The 16,094-nt window shown below is 41.8% G+C and carries 17 protein-coding genes; 16 read left to right on the top strand and 1 reads right to left on the bottom strand.

Going from position 1 to position 16,094, the window contains the following annotated elements:
* The first annotated feature begins 34 nt into the window (after nt 1-34).
* From MHI58_RS12930 to MHI58_RS12880, 11 genes are all read left to right on the top strand, one after another.
* Nucleotides 35-601 carry a biotin transporter BioY gene (locus tag MHI58_RS12930; RefSeq protein ID WP_007501449.1) on the top strand — a complete coding sequence of 189 codons (567 nt, stop codon included), beginning with the start codon at nt 35-37 and terminating at the stop codon, nt 599-601.
* Complete coding sequence (locus tag MHI58_RS12925) at nt 601-2,058, top strand: acyl-CoA synthetase (RefSeq protein WP_056408537.1); 1,458 nt, start codon at nt 601-603, stop codon at nt 2,056-2,058. Before MHI58_RS12930 ends, MHI58_RS12925 begins: the two co-directional genes overlap by 1 nt.
* Nucleotides 2,046-3,134 (top strand): acetyl-CoA C-acyltransferase, encoded by a 1,089-nt coding sequence (locus MHI58_RS12920; protein ID WP_045034106.1) that lies wholly within the window; start codon nt 2,046-2,048, stop codon nt 3,132-3,134. Before MHI58_RS12925 ends, MHI58_RS12920 begins: the two co-directional genes overlap by 13 nt.
* A gap of 73 nt (nt 3,135-3,207) precedes the next feature.
* Nucleotides 3,208-4,290 (top strand): endolytic transglycosylase MltG, encoded by a 1,083-nt coding sequence (gene mltG, locus MHI58_RS12915; protein ID WP_217967957.1) that lies wholly within the window; start codon nt 3,208-3,210, stop codon nt 4,288-4,290.
* Between the two features lie 212 nt (nt 4,291-4,502).
* Nucleotides 4,503-5,168 carry an O-methyltransferase gene (locus MHI58_RS12910; protein WP_217967958.1) on the top strand — a complete coding sequence of 222 codons (666 nt, stop codon included), beginning with the start codon at nt 4,503-4,505 and terminating at the stop codon, nt 5,166-5,168.
* On the top strand, nt 5,165-6,094 hold the full coding sequence (locus tag MHI58_RS12905) for a peptidase U32 family protein (RefSeq protein WP_285526707.1): 930 nt from the start codon (nt 5,165-5,167) through the stop codon (nt 6,092-6,094). The genes MHI58_RS12910 and MHI58_RS12905 overlap by 4 nt, the downstream gene beginning before the upstream one ends.
* A 20-nt stretch (nt 6,095-6,114) precedes the next feature.
* On the top strand, nt 6,115-7,383 hold the full coding sequence (locus tag MHI58_RS12900; RefSeq protein WP_017358097.1) for a U32 family peptidase: 1,269 nt from the start codon (nt 6,115-6,117) through the stop codon (nt 7,381-7,383).
* 7 nt (nt 7,384-7,390) lie between these two features.
* Nucleotides 7,391-8,023, top strand: coding sequence for a uridine kinase (gene udk / locus MHI58_RS12895; RefSeq protein ID WP_007501435.1), 633 nt, complete (start codon nt 7,391-7,393; stop codon nt 8,021-8,023).
* Between the two features lie 647 nt (nt 8,024-8,670).
* A complete protein-coding gene (gene greA / locus MHI58_RS12890; RefSeq protein WP_007501433.1) occupies nt 8,671-9,144 on the top strand; it encodes a transcription elongation factor GreA in 474 nt (157 codons plus the stop codon).
* 50 nt (nt 9,145-9,194) lie between these two features.
* Entirely contained in the window at nt 9,195-10,937 is a 1,743-nt protein-coding gene (locus MHI58_RS12885) for a penicillin-binding protein 2 (RefSeq protein WP_045034104.1), read from the top strand.
* Nucleotides 10,938-11,004: 67 nt separating this feature from the next.
* Complete coding sequence (locus MHI58_RS12880) at nt 11,005-11,667, top strand: YrrS family protein (protein ID WP_007501430.1); 663 nt, start codon at nt 11,005-11,007, stop codon at nt 11,665-11,667.
* 142 nt (nt 11,668-11,809) lie between these two features.
* Here MHI58_RS12880 and MHI58_RS12875 read toward each other — a convergent pair whose 3' ends face one another.
* Nucleotides 11,810-12,016: a YrzA family protein gene (locus MHI58_RS12875; RefSeq protein ID WP_024718362.1), complete on the bottom strand. Its 207-nt coding sequence runs from the start codon at nt 12,014-12,016 to the stop codon at nt 11,810-11,812.
* 187 nt (nt 12,017-12,203) lie between these two features.
* Between MHI58_RS12875 and MHI58_RS12870 the strand changes: the two genes are divergently transcribed.
* From MHI58_RS12870 to MHI58_RS12850, 5 genes are all read left to right on the top strand, one after another.
* Nucleotides 12,204-12,845: a class I SAM-dependent methyltransferase gene (locus MHI58_RS12870; protein ID WP_041506826.1), complete on the top strand. Its 642-nt coding sequence runs from the start codon at nt 12,204-12,206 to the stop codon at nt 12,843-12,845.
* Between the two features lie 15 nt (nt 12,846-12,860).
* Nucleotides 12,861-13,556, top strand: coding sequence for a 5'-methylthioadenosine/S-adenosylhomocysteine nucleosidase (gene mtnN, locus MHI58_RS12865; protein ID WP_019743016.1), 696 nt, complete (start codon nt 12,861-12,863; stop codon nt 13,554-13,556).
* Between the two features lie 46 nt (nt 13,557-13,602).
* Entirely contained in the window at nt 13,603-14,526 is a 924-nt protein-coding gene (locus tag MHI58_RS12860; protein WP_368004326.1) for a PLP-dependent cysteine synthase family protein, read from the top strand.
* A gap of 1 nt (nt 14,527) precedes the next feature.
* Nucleotides 14,528-15,676, top strand: a complete 1,149-nt coding sequence (locus tag MHI58_RS12855) for a bifunctional cystathionine gamma-lyase/homocysteine desulfhydrase (protein WP_008342652.1) — start codon at nt 14,528-14,530, stop codon at nt 15,674-15,676.
* 72 nt (nt 15,677-15,748) lie between these two features.
* On the top strand, nt 15,749-15,979 hold the full coding sequence (locus MHI58_RS12850; RefSeq protein WP_146272026.1) for a YrhC family protein: 231 nt from the start codon (nt 15,749-15,751) through the stop codon (nt 15,977-15,979).
* The last annotated feature ends 115 nt before the right edge of the window (nt 15,980-16,094 follow it).

Genomic DNA, 16,094 nt, shown 5'->3' with positions numbered 1-16,094 from the left:
TTTTATCAAAAACATCGAGTGAGGGGTATGAAAATTGAAAATTCACGATATGATGCAAATGGCATTAATGACAGCAGTTATTGGGATGTTAGGATTGATTCCGCCTATTTTTCTTGCGTTTACACCTGTACCAATCACCTTACAAACCGCAGGTCTTTTGCTTGCTGGAGGGCTGTTAAAACCAAAGCAAGCGCTGATTAGTTTACTTCTGTTTCTTCTAATAGTGGCAGCAGGCGCACCTCTTTTATCTGGAGGGAGAGGCGGAATAGGGGTCTTTTTTGGGCCAAGCGGTGGTTTTTTACTTGCTTATCCAGTGGCTGCCTTTATGATCAGCCTGTGGCTGAACCGGCTGAAGAAAGTGACGGCCTTACGACTATTTTTGATCTATGCGGTATGCAGTATCGGGATATTATATATAGGCGGAATTCCCTTTCAAGCCATGATGATGCATATAAAGATCACGCAAGCAGCTCTGTTCAGCGTCATTTATTTACCGGGTGATCTGATCAAAGCAGGGATATGTGCCGTCTTCACGGTGAAAATCATTCAAGCGATGTCATATCGAAAAAGGGACTTACATAGAGGGAGGCGAGCAGTTTGATGAGAATAACGGAAAACTATGCAGCTCATGCAAAAGTGAAGCCAGATCAGATGGCGATCAGAGATGAAAAAGAGAAGATCACTTATGAAGAATGGCATGAGCGTGTGCAGTCATCTGCACAATGGTTAAAAGAAACGCCTCATCAGCAAAAAAGAGTCGCTTTTTTAGTATCAAATGGTGTTCCGTTTCTCCAACTATTTGCTGGTGCAGCTTCTGCAGGATGGACAGCGGTGCCTCTTGATCCGCGGTGGAGTGATAAGGAATGCGCGGAAAAGCTCTTATTAAGCGAGGCAGACCTTGTCATTGTGGAAGATCGATATATCAAAAGAATTGAAAAGTACAAGCTGGATATGCCAGTGCTCTCTTTATCTGAATGGAAAGAAAGAATCAGCCTCAGCATAAACGTTCAATCGAACAAAAGTGATACGGAGGAAGATCCTGCTTTTTATATGGGATTTACTTCAGGATCAACGGGATCGCCCAAAGCCTTTATAAGACGCCAGCAGTCATGGATCGAGAGCTTTCAAATGACAACATCCGTCTTTGGGATCACACATAAAGATCATGTGCTGATTTTGGGCACACTTTTATCCTCTCATTTTTTATACGGTGCGATCAGCACACTTTATTTCGGTGGCACTGTGACATTGTTAGAAAAATTTGTGCCAGAGAAAGCAAAGAAAACCTTAGAGAAAGGAGACATCACGGCTATTTATACGGTTCCGACCATGACAGAATCGTTACTGCAAATGGATGCTTTCGGAAAGAATCCGCTTCTTGTCCTGTCGTCTGGTGCAGATTGGGGAAACTCTTCAAAAAAACAGCTCGTCAACCGCTATCCTCACATCACATTTTTTGATTTTTATGGAACATCAGAATTGAGTTTTGTCACCTATTTATCTTCAGATGACTTTTTGCAAAAGCCTACTTCTGTCGGAAAGCCTTTTCCTTCTATTCAGGTTGAAGTCAGGAGGGCAGATCAAACAGTTTGCCAGCCAAATGAAATAGGGAGAATTTATGTGAAAAGCCCAATGTCTTTTTCAGGCTATTTACAAGATGGAAAGCCGCCCGAAGAGTGGCTGACCGTATATGACATGGGGTGGCTCGACGAAGATGGTTACTTGTATATGAGCGGCCGCGAGAATGGCATGATTGTCTATGGGGGACTGAATATTTTTCCAGAGGAAATTGAGCGTGTGCTGAATGAACAGCCAGAGGTGAATCGGTCAATCGTGATTGGACTTCCTGATCCATATTGGGGCGAAATCCCTGTTGCCATTATTGAGAATGTACAGCAAACAAAACTCATTCGGCAAGCTGTAAAAGAAACATTAGCGGCATACAAAGTACCAAAAAAATGGCTCGTCACGGACAAAATGATCGAAACATCAGGAGGGAAAATCGCTCGTGCCAGTATGAAAAAGTGGGCGGAGGAACAATTATCATGCAAGCAGTGATCGTACAAGCGAAGCGGACGCCCTTCGGTGAGAAAAATGGAATGTTGAAGGATTACCGGCCAGAGCATCTAGCTGCGCCCTTGATCCAGCATTTTTCAAACGTGACCAAGCCAGATGACATCATTTTAGGCAATGTCGTCGGGGGTGGTGGCAACATTGCCCGTCTGTCCTCGTTAGAAGCAGGGCTTTCATTACATACTCCGGGTATGACCATTGATAGGCAGTGTGCTTCCGGTCTTGAAGCCATTAGAACAGCGTGCATCATGATTCAGTCGGGGGAGGGATCAATGTATATCGCTGGTGGAACGGAAAGCATTTCTCGGTCACCAATGAAAGAAAGGGCCCGCTTTTCTCCAGAGTGGATAGGGGACCCTCATATGGGGGAAGCGGCAGAGCTGACGGCGTCGAGATTTTCAGTTGCGAGACAAGAGCAAGATGACTATGCACTTTTAAGCTGGGAACGAAGTATAACCGCATTCAAGCAAGGAACGTATTCAGAAGAAATTGTTCCGATTGGCGGGATGAGTACAGATGAAGCGGCAGCTAAAATAAGACCGATTGCAAGCTTGATAAAGCGGGCAAAACCTGTCTTTTTACCAGGCAAAGGTACTGTGACTGTGACCAATAGCTGTAAAGAAGCAGATGGTGCAGCTGCCGTCGTTGTGATGGAAAGAGCGGAAGCGGAGGCAAAAGGCTTCAGCCCTATGCTGCGGTATATCGGGAGTGCCGTGACCGCTATGGACCCGCATTATCCTGCTGCTTCACCAATTGATGCAATCAAGAAACTTTTACATAAAGAACTTGTGAAGATAGAAGATGTTGCACTTTTTGAAATCAATGAAGCGTTTGCGCTCAAAGTAGTGCTCATTGCCCGGACACTAGGTATTCCTTATGACCGTATCAATAAAAGAGGCGGTGCGCTTTGTCTTGGGCATCCATATAGCGCCTCGGGAGCTGCTATGATGGTGAGACTGTTTTACGAAGCCCGCGCCTTACCGAATGGAAGTTATGTCATGGCTGCAATTGGCAGTGGAGGCGGTGTCGGTTTAGCCACACTATGGCAAGTTCTGTCATGACATGCATGAGCAAGTAATTGCCGAACTCCGTTGAATCATGTACTATAAAAGCTAGATGTGAGGAGGGCCATGCATGTTTTCAGAACAAAAGAAACGACCATTTTTTAAACGGAAAATGGGGATCGTCCTGTTATCTGTACTTGCTGTGATCATCATTGCAGCATTATCAGGTTTTTTATATGTAAAATCAGCACTCGGGCCGGTCGATCAAAAAAGCAAACAAACCATTAATATTCATATTCCAAATGGGACATCTGTCAGTGGAATTGCGAGCATTTTAAAAGAAAATGAGCTGATTTCAAATGACACGATTTTCACTTACTATGCAAAGTACAAAAAAGCGTCAGGCTTTAAAGCGGGCTATTTTCATCTCAAACAAACAATGGATGCGGATCAGCTAATTCAAAAGCTGACATCTGGCGGGACAGATTACGCATTTCAGCTTGTGATACCTGAAGGGAAACAGTTGTCTGATATTGCAACTATTATCGCAAACCAGACGAATTTTTCAGCGAAGGAAGTTGAAGCGAAGCTGGATGATCCAGCCTTTATTAAAAAATTGATGAAAAAATACCCGAAAACGGTGACATCACAAGTGACCGGGAAACAGGTCAAGCATCCGTTAGAGGGATATTTATTCCCGGCGACGTATCCGTTTTATCGTGAGGATGAATCACTTGAAACCATCATTGACACGATGATTAAACAAACAGATCAATATGTGAAAACGTATGAAAAGGACATGAAAAAGAGAAAGATGTCCATCCATGATGTCCTAACGATGGCATCCCTGATAGAAATGGAAGCAACCGAAAAAACAGACCGGTCAAAAATCTCAAGTGTGTTTTATAACCGGTTGAAAAAGGACATGCCGCTTCAAACAGATCCAACCGTTCTTTATGCGCTTGGCGAGCATAAGTCCCGTGTTTATTACAAAGATTTAAAAGTGAAATCACCTTATAATACGTATACAAACAAAGGGCTGCCGCCTGGACCTATTGCCAATGCTGGAGAATCTTCTTGGAAAGCAGCACTCCATCCAGAGAAAACAGATTTTGTTTACTTCCTAGCAAAGAAAAATGGGGAAGTCGTCTTTACGAAAACGTTAAATGAGCACAACAAAGCAAAAGCGAAATACATCACAGGCAGCAACTAGCGCTCATGTGAAAGGAAAAAGACTGTAGACAATGGTGAAATTGCCTGCAGTTTTTTTCGTTGTTATATCCATTTTATAGGTTCGCAATTACCACATCTTTGTGGTAAAATATATCGGGTTGTTTTTACTTAGATGAACGAAAGATTGACGAGAAAGAGAGCTGCAGCAGGCAGGACTCTTCTTTTTCAGGTCATGAAGGAGCTAGACATATAATGACAATCGAAGATGATCAAATAAATGATTATATTGAAGATTTAATTGAGCCGAGTCCTAATGCCATCGCTCAATTAGAGGAGTATGCGAAAGAGCATCATGTGCCAATCATGGAAAAGGTGAGCATTGAACTGTTATTGCAGCTGCTTTCTTTGAAAAAACCGAAGAAGATTCTTGAGGTTGGGACAGCGATTGGCTATTCAGCGATTCGAATGGCAGAAGCTCTGCCAGATGCTGAAATCTATACGATTGAGCGAAATGCGAAACGTTATGAGGAAGCGACACGGAATATTGAAGAATTACATTTCAAAGATAGAATTCACGTGTTTTTTGGCGATGCGATCGAATCAGCTAAAACGGTTCAGACGATGGCGCCCTATGATGTGATCTTCATTGATGCGGCAAAAGGTCAGTATCAACGCTTTTTTGAGCTGTTTGAACCGATGCTGTCCGATGACGGAATGATTATTACAGACAACGTATTATTTAAAGGCTTAGTTGCGACAAATTATGAAGAAGAAATTGAAGATAAACGAAAAAAACAATTAATAGGCAAAATTGATCGATACAATCAATGGCTGATGTCAAATCCTAACTACCAAACGTGTATCATTCCGGTTGGAGATGGGATCGCTATTAGTACAAAAAGAGGTGACCAATCATGAAAAAACCAGAATTGCTTGTGACGCCAAGCAAGGTGTCGGATGTACTGCCGCTCATTGAAGCGGGTGCTGACGCATTTTTAATAGGTGAACAAACATATGGAATCCGTCTTGCAGGTGAGTTTTCAAGAGAAGATGTGAAACAAACGGTTCAACTCGCACATGCACATCACAAAAAAGTATATGTCGCCATGAATGCGATTTTTCATAATGACCGTGTGGCACTGCTTGGAGATTATTTAACCTTTCTCGATGGGTTAAACGTGGATGGTGTCGTTTTTGGAGATCCGGCAGTGATCATGGCCGCAAAAGAAACAGGTGTCAACTTGAATCTGCACTGGAGTACAGAAACAACTGGGACAAACTATTACACTTGTAACTACTGGGGCAGAAAAGGCGCAACACGTGCTGTTCTTGCCAAAGAACTCAATATGGATAGCGTGATTGATATCAAAGAAAACGCCGAAGTGGAGATTGAAATTCAAGTCCACGGCATGACCTGTATGTTCCAATCCAAACGGACACTTGTTGGCAACTATTTTGAATATCAAGGCAAACAAATGGACGTGGAAGGCAGAAATATGGAACAAGGTCTATTCCTTCACGACCAGGAGCGTCAAAACAAATATCCTATTTTTGAGGATGAAAATGGCACACACATTATGAGTCCAAATGATGTATGTATGATTGATGAATTAGAAGAATTTGTCGACGCAGGCATTGACTCATTTAAAATTGACGGAATTTTAAAGTCACTTTCTTATATGACAGAGGTGACATCCCTCTATCGAAAAGCCATTGATTTACTAGTGACTGATAAGGAAGCCTATGAAGATCAGAAAGATGAATGGGTGGAGCGTATTGAAGAGATCCAGCCTGTCAACCGTTCAATCGATACAGGGTTCTTCTTTAAAGAAACGGTTTATTAAGATAAAAGGAGGCAGAGGAAATGGCACTTTTAAAAGATGGAATTTCTGAAGTGATCGATGGAAAACGTGTCATTACAAAAAAACCAGAACTGCTAGCGCCAGCAGGAAACTTAGAAAAACTAAAAATTGCTGTGCATTATGGAGCAGACGCTGTTTTTATTGGTGGGAAAGAATTTGGACTTCGTTCAAATGCAGATAACTTTTCAATTGAAGAAATGGCAGAAGGTGTCGCATTTGCGAACAAATACGGTGCTCGCATTTATGTGACAACGAATATTTTCGCCCACAACGAAAACATGGACGGGCTGGAAGAATATCTTCAAGGGATTGAAGGAGCCGGTGTAGCGGGAATTATTGTCGCTGATCCACTCATCATTGAAACATGCAAACGAGTAGCTCCAAAGCTTGAAGTTCACTTGAGCACACAGCAGTCTCTTTCAAATTGGAAAGCGGTGCAGTTTTGGAAGGAAGAAGGGCTCGAGCGTGTGGTCCTTGCACGTGAAACAAGCGCCCTAGAGATTAAAGAAATGAAAGAAAAAGTGGATATTGAAATCGAAACGTTCATTCACGGGGCGATGTGTATTGCTTATTCTGGCCGCTGCGTGCTCAGTAACCATATGACAGCGAGAGATTCAAACCGCGGAGGCTGCTGCCAATCTTGTCGCTGGGATTATGACCTTTATAAACTAGAAGGCTCTGAGGAAGCGCCTTTATTCGGTGAAGAAGATGCACCATTTGCGATGAGTCCAAAAGATTTAAAACTCATCGAATCCATACCGCAAATGATCGAAATGGGAATTGACAGCTTAAAGATCGAAGGACGAATGAAGTCCATTCATTATGTAGCAACAGTTGTCAGTGTCTATCGTAAAGTCATTGATGCTTACTGTGCGGATCCAGACAATTTCGTCATTCAACAAGAATGGCTCGATGAATTAGACAAATGTGCCAACCGTGACACGGCTCCTGCCTTTTTTGAAGGTGTACCAGGAACGGATGAACAAATGTTTGGCATTCACGGAAAGAAAACGACCTTTGATTTCGTCGGACTTGTACTTCATTATGATGAACAAGAACAAATTGTCACATTACAGCAGCGTAATTTCTTTAAAGCTGGCGACGAAGTTGAATTTTTCGGTCCAGAAATCGAAAATTTCACATGCAAGATTGAGACGATTTGGGACGAAAAAGGGAACGAACTCGATGCCGCTCGTCATCCACTGCAAATTGTGAAATTTAAGCTTGATCAAAAAGTATACCCTAGCAACATGATGAGAAAGGGGAAATAACCGGCACATGGGGAAAAAACCAGTGGTGATTGGAATCGCTGGCGGCTCGGGTTCAGGTAAAACGAGCGTCACCAATTCCATTTACGAAAAATTTAAAGGACATTCAATCCTCATGCTTCAGCAAGATTTATATTATAAAAATCAAAGTCATATGCCATTTGAAGAGCGCCTGCTGACCAATTATGATCATCCGCTTGCTTTTGACAATGACCTGATGATTGAGCATGTAGAAGCGCTGCTAAAGTACGAGTCCATTGAAAAACCGATTTATGATTTTAAACTAAACACACGTTCAGAAGAGACGGTACATGTTGAACCCAAAGATGTCATCATCGTTGAAGGAATCTTTGCTCTTGAAAACGAACGTCTAAGAAACTTAATGGATATTAAACTGTATGTGGATACAGATGCAGATCTTCGGATCATTCGCCGTATTTTACGTGATACGAAAGAAAGAGGCAGATCGATTGATTCCGTGATTGAACAATATGTATCTGTCGTCAGACCGATGCACAATCAATTCATTGAACCGTCAAAACGATACGCGGATATCATCATTCCAGAAGGTGGACAAAACCATGTCGCAATAGACCTCATGGTGACAAAAATTCAAACGATTCTTCAAAACCGCGGAGAGTAAATGGTGGAGAAGAACAAAGACCTTTACGACGTAAAGGTCTTTTCAACATCATGCTCTTGTAGTCAATACTTTAGTAATGGCTAGTCCGAAATTATCGGTGAGCATTGTAAGAAGCAGTCCCTGAGTAAAAGATTTGATATGATAGGAAAACAATGCTGCGAAATGGAGACAGGAAAATCACGATGGGATGCTGAAAGTTTCAGTTATTCCTGCTTTGTAAAAGTATATTAAAAAAACGACAAACAAATCAACACAAATTTTCAAACAATTCTTGATCAAAATGCAATTTTGTAATAATATAGCATAGACATATCGTACACTGACCATATTATGTATTGGAAGATGGAGAATGGATAAGCTATTCTTCTACATATGATCGAAATGGCCGAACGAGGTACAGGAGCTTCCTGTGCCTTTCCACAGTTTGTGCGATGAAGATAATACATCATCATGAGACCGCTGCTGTTCCTGCCTAATAAAAAGGCATAATAGTTGCATCTAAAAGGGACGCCATGTAAGATGTACTTTTACGAATATGGGACAGAAGGAATGAGGGCCGGAATATGTCCTCATTCTTGTATATTTCAGTCGTCACTCACATGCAGAAAGCTTGTATGATGAGGATTAATAGAAGGAGTGAATGATTCATGGCACAAGAAAAAGTATTTCCAATGACAGAAGAAGGAAAGCGCAAATTAGAAGAAGAGCTTGAATATTTGAAAACGGTTAAACGTAAAGAGGTTGTAGAGCGTATTAAAATCGCTAGAAGTTTTGGAGACCTCTCTGAAAACTCGGAATATGATTCTGCTAAAGAAGAGCAAGCGTTTGTAGAAGGTCGTATTACGACGCTTGATAATATGATTCGTAATGCCAAAATTATTGAAGATGAAGGTAACTCAAATATTGTTTCACTCGGTAAAACGGTGACATTCGTTGAATTACCGGACGGTGAAGAAGAGTCTTATACGATTGTAGGAAGTGCAGAAGCTGATCCGTTTGAAGGCAAAATTTCAAACGATTCACCAATTGCAAAAAGCCTTTTAGGCAAACAAGTAGACGACAAAGTCACGGTTCAAACACCTGGCGGAGAAATGTTCGTCCAAATTGTAAAAATTTCATAATTACGTTTATACGATAAACACCTCGTCCACAATAGGGACGAGGTGTTTTTATGCTGAAAACAAGAAGAATCCAATGGACAGGTGTCATTATTTTTATCTTATTGCTTGGTCTCCTATTTAGACTAGCGGAAATTCAGTTGTTTTTCACAGAATCTTTTTCAAAGCTTGATATTAATTTGATCCAAGAAAGTGTCAGGCAGCGGACAGAAGAAGTAGTCATTTCAGACGGACGCGGCGAATTTTTAGATCGAAACGGCGAGGCACTTCTCACAAAAGAAGAGCCTGCGGTCATCATATTTCCTTTCCTGCAATATGACCTCCCTCACTTAAAGCAAACCGCTTCTATACTTGAGATGGAAGAAGATGAATTGAAGAGCCAGCTGACAGAAACGAAGAAACCACTCATTTTAAAAGATGATATCACGAAAAAAAAGCTAAAAGACATCAATGATATGAAATATTCAGGTGTTTACGGCGTATATATGAAAGAGAAGGACAAAAAAAGACTTGCCCTCCACACATTAGGTTTCACAAGCGAGAATCCAGAACTCTTGAGAAAGCGTTATCCGGACAAAAAAGAGCTTTCGATTCGCACTGAGATCGGTACATTCGGTTTGGAAAGTACATTTGACGAATTTCTATTACCAGAGCAAGACACAAAATTGTTATATCATGTGGACGGAAGGGGAAACCCTTTGTTTGGGATGGACGTCAAATATACAGCAGAAGCTCATTCGTTTTATCCGCTGCAAGTGCAGACAACCATGGATGAAGACATGCAGAGGGAAATGGAGAATGTTCTCAAAGCACAAGGTGTTGAAAAAGGCGGAGCGGTTCTGCTCGACATTCAAAATAGCAGTGTGCTGGCGATGGCGAGTGTTCCAAATGTGACCAGCAAAAACCGGCATGAGGCAAGAAATTACATGCTGACCGCAATGGCTCCCGGTTCTGTATTTAAAACAGTCGTACTTGCCGCAGCGATTGAAAAAAACTTGAACCAGCCACAAACGATGTATGATTGTCGAAAGAATTTATATGGAGAGCCAGAAGGAAAGCAGGAAGTACTGAATCTGTCTGAAAGCTTTGCGCAAAGCTGTAATTATACATTTGCGACACTCGCTGAGCAGCTCATCCAAACAGATGATCAAATCCTTGAAAAGACAGCTTCAAAGCTTGGGCTTGTGGATCGAGCAGGCTGGGAAGGGGATGTATACCATAAGCAACAATTCAAACAGTTTGATCGTGAAGAAACAGGCAGTGTGTGGGGAGATAAAAGAGACAAGTATGTCAAAAAAGCCATTGCGCAAACGGCGATTGGTCAAAAAAATGTCAAAACAACCCCCTTACAAATTGCCAATATGATGGCAACGATTGCAAGGGGCGGAGAACGAAAAGAAGTGAGGATTGCAGATAAAGTGATGTATCAAAACGGAACAACGATGCTATCTTTTCAAAACAAACGACCTGATGGTGACAGTATTGACCGCTATACAGCTCAAACCTTGCAAAAGTACTTAAGGCAGGTTGTGACGTCTGACAAAGGAACAGGAAGAAGATTTCAAGACCTGCCGTTCCATATAGCAGGGAAATCAGGCACGGCCCAAACCGCCAGCAAAGATAAACAGGGGAATCCACTTTATCACAAGTGGTTTGCCGGATACTTTCCGGCAGAAAAACCAAAATACGCTCTCGTCGTTGTTCACCTTGATGAGGCAAGTGGCCGGGCTAAGACAAATGAAGCGTTTTATGATATTGTAAAAAAGGTCAATGAAATTGAAAAGAAACAGACATAGAACATCCCTTCATGTCATGTTAGAATAGTAACGACTTAGGGAACAGAGGCAAAGGAGTGCAGAGATTTTGAGTAGAAATTCTCGATTTGAACATCGTGATAAGCGCAGAAAGGCGAATATGGTGCTTAACATATTAATTGGTATCGTTGTGGTGCTTATTTTGGTTGTCGCATCGAGTTTGTTAATTTTTAATAGACCACCGAAAGATGTAGCCAACGAACCATCCAAAACAGCACCTGCATCGAGTGAAAATAAACAAAACTCAGAAGAAGATGTGAAAGATCAAAAGAAAGATACATCCGATGATGCGGATGCAAAAAAAGATGATTCATCTGACAAAAAAGACGATACAAAGAAAACAGATGATGAAGAAGAACCAAACAAAGATGCGTTAAAAGATGCCACAGAAACAGATGGCGGTAAAACAAGTGACGTAGACAAAACATATGAAAACGATAACTGGGAGCCTGTAGGAACAGAGCAATCGGGATCACATACAGCAACCTATGATGCTAACTCAAAAGACTGGAAAGAAATGATCAAAGCCATGTCCTATGCGACAGGAATCTCAGAAGATCAAATGACTGTTATTTGGTTAGGAAATAACGGAGGACCTCAAGATGCAAAAGGAACCATCCGTGATAAATCAACAGGTGAACGCTACCGTGTAGAAATTACGTGGGTGGACGAAAAAGGCTGGAAACCTGTGAAGGTTGAAAAATTAAAATAAAATAAAAAAGATGCATGCAAAAAGGCTAAAATGAACTTCATTTTAGCCTTTTTCTTCTTTTCAGCGTGATAGAAAACCTTTGCAGTCTAGGAAGGACTAGCACCGGCGCACAGACCTGACTGCCTATACGCTGATCTTTTTTTTATGAGACATTCGCTTTAAAATGAACAACTGCTGTATACAAAATCTTATCATCAATGACAGTCGTTTGATGACTCACAGAATGAACAGTCAGCAAGATCGCCTGATTATGTTCAATTTGTTTTTGGATCTTTTGTTCAAGTTCTTTTAAAGACGTTGCTTCAAAAAATTCAATTTTGTCCTTTAAAAAATCCAGTTGAAAATCCATTTCATTCATCCCTCCATGCTCTAGATTCATCATAATCTCTCCCATTCAAAAGGGCAAATATTTTTCCACCCCACTCAGTATTTTTTAGTAGGAAAGAATCAGAAGATGTGGTAGGATAGGAACTGTTCGACGGAATAAAACATACTATACGGATAGGAATAAATAGATAAAGTGGAGGGAAAGAAAAATGGGACGTGAGTTTCTTTCTTTATTTGATCATTGGGCTGAATCTTATGATGACACGGTAAGTGGTCATGACGAGCAGTATAAAGAAGTGTTTCGCCGGTATCCGGCCATTCTAAAAGAGATTACTCGCCGTGCAGGTCAACATGTCATTGAGTTTGGAAGCGGCACAGGAAACCTAACGGCGGCACTGCTTCAAGCAGATAAGAAAGTGTTTGGCGTTGAACCTTCAGAGGCCATGAAGAAAGCGGCTCTTCAAAAAGGAATACCAAATGTATTTCATGACGGAGATTTTTTATCGTTTCCAGCCCCACCTTTTGAGCCTGATACGATCGTCAGTTCATATGCTTTCCATCATTTAACGGACGAAGAAAAAAAACAAGCCATCCACACCTATGGCAACATCCTTCCCTCAGGTGGTAAAATAGTCTTTGCTGATACAATGTTTCAAAATCAAGCAGCACATCAAGCTGCAACGAACAAAGCGAAAGCCGCTGGGTTCGATCAGCTTGCAGAGGATTTAGAAACGGAATATTATCCATCCATAGGTGTGTTAAAGCAAATCTTTGAAGAAGAAGGTTTTAGCACATCTTTTCATCAAATGAATGATTTTGTGTGGATCGTAGAAGCGAAGAAAAGGGAATGAAAGGATGTTTTTGATTTGAAAATCGCAGTGATAGGTGCAATGGAAGAAGAAGTGACGATTTTAAGAGACCAACTAAAGAATGCCACACAAGAAAACATCGCTGGGTGTGAATTTACAACAGGTGTTTATGAAGATAAAGAAGTGATTTTATTAAAATCAGGGATTGGAAAAGTAAATGCAGCGGTCAGCACAACACTTCTGCTTGACCGCTTTCAGCCAGATTATGTAATCAATACAGGATCAGCTGGCGGTTTCCATCACTCATTAAATGTAGGTGATATTGTCATCTCTACAGATGTTAGACATCATGATGTGGACGTGACGATCTTTAATTACGAATATGGACAAGTGCCAGGATTACCAGCTGCTTTCATCGCAGATGATCAGCTTGTGAAGCTGGCAGAGGAATCTGCTTCAGAAATCGATCATATTCAAGTGGCAAAAGGAACGATTGCAACAGGAGATTCATTTATGGATGATCCTGGTCGTGTCGCGTTTGTGAGAGAGAAATTTCCAGAGCTGTATGCAGTGGAAATGGAGGCAGCAGCAGTTGCGCAAGTTTGCCATCTATTTGAAACGCCATTTGTGGTCGTTCGAGCGTTGTCAGATATTGCTGGGAAAGAATCCAATATCTCTTTTGATCAATTTCTAGAGCAAGCAGCGATTCACTCAACAGACCTTGTCCTGCGTATGATAAAGCAAACACAATAAAAGAAGGGGTTTCCCCCTTCTTTTCCATACAAAGGAAGGGATTTATATGGCTGTCATACATGATATTACGGAATTAATCGGCCACACACCGCTTTTAAAACTGTCAGGGATGGGTGTGCCGGCAGGTGTTGACATTTATGCAAAACTTGAAATGATGAACCCAGGCGGAAGTATTAAGGATCGCTTAGGTGATATGCTGATTAAAGAAGCGCTGGCATCGGGCAAACTGCGCCCAGGCGGAACCATTATTGAAGCAACTGCAGGAAACACAGGCATCGGGCTTGCGCTAAGTGCAAGAAAACATCAATTGCATCCGATCTTCTGTGTACCAGAACATTTTAGTCAAGAGAAACAACAGCTCATGAAGGCGCTTGGTGCAGAGATTATTCATACACCAAGAAAAGATGGGATGAAGGGTGCGATTGATCGAGCCCTTGAACTAGAGGCAAGCCTTGACAATGATTATTGTGTCTTACAATTTAAAAACCAAGTAAATCCATTGACTTACTATAAAACGCTCGGGCCAGAAATATGGTCTGACCTCCAGGGGAACATAGACGTGTTTGTAGCAGGAGCGGGCTCTGGCGGAACGTTTCAAGGCTGTGCTGCCTATTTAAAAGAGCAAAAAGAAGCGATAAAAACAGTGATCGTGGAACCAGAAGGATCTATTTTAAATGGCGGAAAGCCGGGACCGCATAGAACGGAAGGAATTGGCCTTGAATTTATTCCAGATTATATGGAATCGACTTTATTTGACGAGATTTATACCGTCAGTGACGATGATGCTTTCCGAATGGTGAAAGAAGCAGCTGAAAAGGAAGGTGTTCTGATCGGAAGCTCGTCTGGAGCCGCTCTATTTGCCGCTTTAGAGGAAGCGAAAAAGGCATCACCTGGGACGGTGATCGTCACTATTTTTCCTGATAGCAGTGAACGTTATCTAAGTAAAGGTATTTATGAGGGAGGAAAATAAAATGAAGCCAAAAACAATGATGATTCATAGTGGAATCACTGGTGATGAAAAAACAGGAGCCGTGTCTGTTCCCATTTACCAAGTCAGCACCTATAAGCAGCCTAAAGCAGGCGAGCACACTGGATATGAATATTCCAGAACTGCGAATCCAACAAGAACAGCACTGGAAACAGTCATTCGTGATCTTGAAGGCGGGGCAAACGGCTATGCATTCGGTTCAGGGATGGCTGCAATTACAGCCGTGATGATGCTGTTTAACAGCGGAGATCATATCGTACTGACTGACGACGTGTACGGCGGAACCTATCGTGTGATGACAAAGGTGCTCAACCGAATTGGCATTAAAGCCACATTTGTAGACACAAGCGATCCTGAAGCGGTGAAAAAAGCAATTTTACCAGAAACAAAAGCCGTCTATATTGAATCACCAACCAATCCTTTGCTGAAAATGACCGATCTACAAGCCATTAGCCGGATCACAAAAGAAGCTGGCATCTTGATGATTGTCGATAATACGTTTTTTACCCCATATTTTCAAAAGCCGATTTCATATGGGGCTGACATTGTCTTGCACAGTGCCACAAAATATTTAGGCGGCCATAGTGATGTGGTGGGCGGACTTGTCGTGACAGCTACTGAAGAGCTTGGTGAAGAACTGCACTTTGTTCAAAACTCTACAGGCGGTATTCTTGGACCGCAAGATGCGTGGCTTCTAATGCGAGGGATGAAAACGCTCGGACTAAGAATGGAAGCACATCAACAAAACGCGCAGAAAATCGCTGAGTTTTTAGAACAGCATCCTGCGATTACACGTGTCTATTACCCAGGTTTAAGCGCTCACCCAGGTCATGAGCTTGCAAAAACTCAAGCAACAGGCTTTGGCGGTATGATTTCTTTTGATATTGGAAAAGAAGAAAATGTCGACGTGTTTTTAAGCCAATTGAAATTGTTTACAATCGCAGAAAGCCTAGGGGCGGTTGAAAGTTTAATCTCTGTTCCTGCTCGTATGACCCATGCATCCATTCCAAAAGAGCGCAGAGAAGAGCTTGGCATTACAGATGGTTTAATCCGTATTTCTGTCGGTATTGAGGATATTGATGACTTATTACATGATATTGAACAAGGGCTCGACGCAGTAACGAATGGATAGATTTACATGCCCCTCACTTTCTCTCACTATGGTAAGCTATCAATAGACATTGATAACGGGAAGGTGAAACAAGTGAAGAAAAAGTGGGATGGTTTAGTGACAGATTACAAGCAATACGCTTTTATTTTGCTTGCTGTCAGCACCTTTTTATATATTGGTACGATTTTACCAAATCAGCACATAGAAGCATCACTAAAAATGCTGATGATGGCAGTTGATTGTGTTTTCCTATTGGCCGCTTTTCTTTGCGTGAAACGTGCGATCTTTTTTCAAAAAAAGCTACAAGAACTAGATGAAGATTAAATAAAAAGTCTCCTCATATGATGAGGAGACTTTCAGCGTGTAGACAAACCCTCGCATTCTTTGTCAGTCCTGCGTGCCGGTGCTCACGAATGTCAAATTCGCTCCGCGCCGGTAC

The sequence above is a fragment of the Bacillus sp. FSL K6-2869 genome, assembly GCF_040869405.1.
Lineage (GTDB): Bacteria > Bacillota > Bacilli > Bacillales > Bacillaceae > Bacillus > Bacillus altitudinis.
Note: the sequence above shows the minus strand (reverse complement) of the source record. Positions and strands in the feature narration are given on the sequence as shown.

Excerpts from the sequence above, each read along its gene's own strand:
- MHI58_RS12875 (WP_024718362.1), bottom strand. The coding sequence starts at position 12,016 with ATGGATTTTCAACTGGATTTTTTAAAGGACAAAATTGAATTTTTTGAA.
- mltG (WP_217967957.1), top strand. The coding sequence starts at position 3,208 with ATGTTTTCAGAACAAAAGAAACGACCATTTTTTAAACGGAAAATGGGG.
- MHI58_RS12855 (WP_008342652.1), top strand. The coding sequence starts at position 14,528 with ATGAAGCCAAAAACAATGATGATTCATAGTGGAATCACTGGTGATGAA.
- MHI58_RS12900 (WP_017358097.1), top strand. The coding sequence starts at position 6,115 with ATGGCACTTTTAAAAGATGGAATTTCTGAAGTGATCGATGGAAAACGT.
- MHI58_RS12920 (WP_045034106.1), top strand. The coding sequence starts at position 2,046 with ATGCAAGCAGTGATCGTACAAGCGAAGCGGACGCCCTTCGGTGAGAAA.
- greA (WP_007501433.1), top strand. The coding sequence starts at position 8,671 with ATGGCACAAGAAAAAGTATTTCCAATGACAGAAGAAGGAAAGCGCAAA.
- MHI58_RS12860 (WP_368004326.1), top strand. The coding sequence starts at position 13,603 with ATGGCTGTCATACATGATATTACGGAATTAATCGGCCACACACCGCTT.
- MHI58_RS12870 (WP_041506826.1), top strand. The coding sequence starts at position 12,204 with ATGGGACGTGAGTTTCTTTCTTTATTTGATCATTGGGCTGAATCTTAT.
- MHI58_RS12885 (WP_045034104.1), top strand. The coding sequence starts at position 9,195 with ATGCTGAAAACAAGAAGAATCCAATGGACAGGTGTCATTATTTTTATC.
- MHI58_RS12925 (WP_056408537.1), top strand. The coding sequence starts at position 601 with ATGAGAATAACGGAAAACTATGCAGCTCATGCAAAAGTGAAGCCAGAT.
- MHI58_RS12905 (WP_285526707.1), top strand. The coding sequence starts at position 5,165 with ATGAAAAAACCAGAATTGCTTGTGACGCCAAGCAAGGTGTCGGATGTA.
- MHI58_RS12910 (WP_217967958.1), top strand. The coding sequence starts at position 4,503 with ATGACAATCGAAGATGATCAAATAAATGATTATATTGAAGATTTAATT.
- udk (WP_007501435.1), top strand. The coding sequence starts at position 7,391 with ATGGGGAAAAAACCAGTGGTGATTGGAATCGCTGGCGGCTCGGGTTCA.